1 protein-coding gene is annotated in these 1,567 nt (G+C 68.2%); it reads left to right on the forward strand.

The window, feature by feature from the left end; translation table 11 throughout:
• Window positions 1-1,444, forward strand: a 1,444-nt coding sequence (locus tag C1I97_RS36940) for an alpha/beta hydrolase (RefSeq protein ID WP_111007242.1), incomplete at its 5' end; no start/stop codon positions are given.
• Between the last annotated feature and the right edge of the window lie 123 nt (window positions 1,445-1,567).

Below are 1,567 nucleotides of genomic sequence, written 5' to 3' on the forward strand. Positions count from 1 at the left end.
GAACCTGACCGCCCAGAAGCTGGACTGGAAGGACTGCCCGGCACCGTCCGTGTCCGAGGGCGGCGGAGCGGCACCCTCCCCGCTGCCGAACGGCGGCAAGTGGCAGTGCGCCACCATGAAGGCGCCGCTGGACTGGAGCAAGCCCAACGGCGACACGATCGGCATCGCGCTGATCCGGTCGAAGGCGGCCGGACCGGGCAAGCGGATCGGCTCGCTGATCTTCAACTTCGGCGGTCCGGGCGGCTCCGGCGTCAGCGTCCTGCCGTCCATCGCCCAGGACTACACCAAGCTCGCCACCCGCTACGACCTGGTGAGCTTCGACCCGCGCGGGGTGGGCCGCAGCGCGGGCGTGAAGTGCGAGAGCGACGCCCAGCTCGACCAGTACTTCCAGCAGGACACCACCCCGGACAACGCCGCCGAGCGCACCGCGTTCCTGAACAACACCAAGCAGTTCAACGCAGCCTGCGAGAAGAACTCCGGGAAGGTCCTTCCCCATGTGCGCACCACCGACGCGGCCCGCGACATGGACCTGATGCGCCAGGTCCTCGGCGACTCCAAGCTGTACTACTTCGGGATCTCCTACGGCACCGAGCTCGGGGGCGTCTACGCCCATCTGTTCCCCACGCATGTGGGCCGCGCCGTCTTCGACGCGGTCGTCGACCCCACGCAGAACCCCGAGCAGATCTCACTGGGCCAGGCCAAGGGCTTCCAGCTGGCCCTGGACAACTTCGCGAAGGACTGTGTGTCGAAGGGCGCCAAGTGCCCGATCGGCACCAGCGTGCAGGACGTCGAGAACCGCATCGCCGCTCTGCTCAAGAAGCTCGACAGCAACCCGATCCCCGGCATCTTCCCGCGCCGGCTGACCCAGACGGCCGCGACCAACGGCATCGCCCAGGCCCTGTACTCCAAGGACCTGTGGACTCCCCTCACCGAGGGACTGCGGCAGGCCTACGCCGGCAACGGCCAGATCCTCATGCTGCTGTCGGACGCCATGAACGGCCGCGATGAGAACGGCCGGTACAGCAACCTCGCCGCCGCGAACGCCGCCATCAACTGCGCCGACCAGAAGCAGCGGTACACCCCCGCCGACGTGGAGCGGGCACTAACCGCGTTCCGGGCCGCCTCCCCGCTGTTCGGCGACTTCCTGGCCTGGGGAACCCTCAGCTGCACCAACTGGGCCGTGCCCGGCGCGGCCGACCACCCCGACGTGAGCGCGCCCGGTTCGGCGCCGATCCTCGTCGTGGGCAACACCGGCGACCCGGCGACCCCGTACCAGGGCGCGAAGAGGATGGCGGACGCACTGGGCAAGGACGTCGCCGTCGAACTCACCTGGAAGGGCCAGGGACACGGCGCGTACAACAGCAAGGACGAGTGCGTCCAGAACGCGGTGAACGGCTATCTGCTCGACGGGAGGCTTCCCGCGGCCGGAACGGTCTGTGCCTAGTGTCTTGAGTCTTTGATTCGCTGAAGATATCCGGCGAGGCGTTCGAGGATCTCGTCCGCGGTCTTCACCCAGGCGAACGGCCGCGGATCTTCGTTCCACAGCTTGATCCAGGCGCGGATGTCG

Origin of the sequence: Streptomyces sp. NTH33, assembly GCF_003236365.1 — a bacterium.
GTDB lineage: Bacteria > Actinomycetota > Actinomycetes > Streptomycetales > Streptomycetaceae > Streptomyces.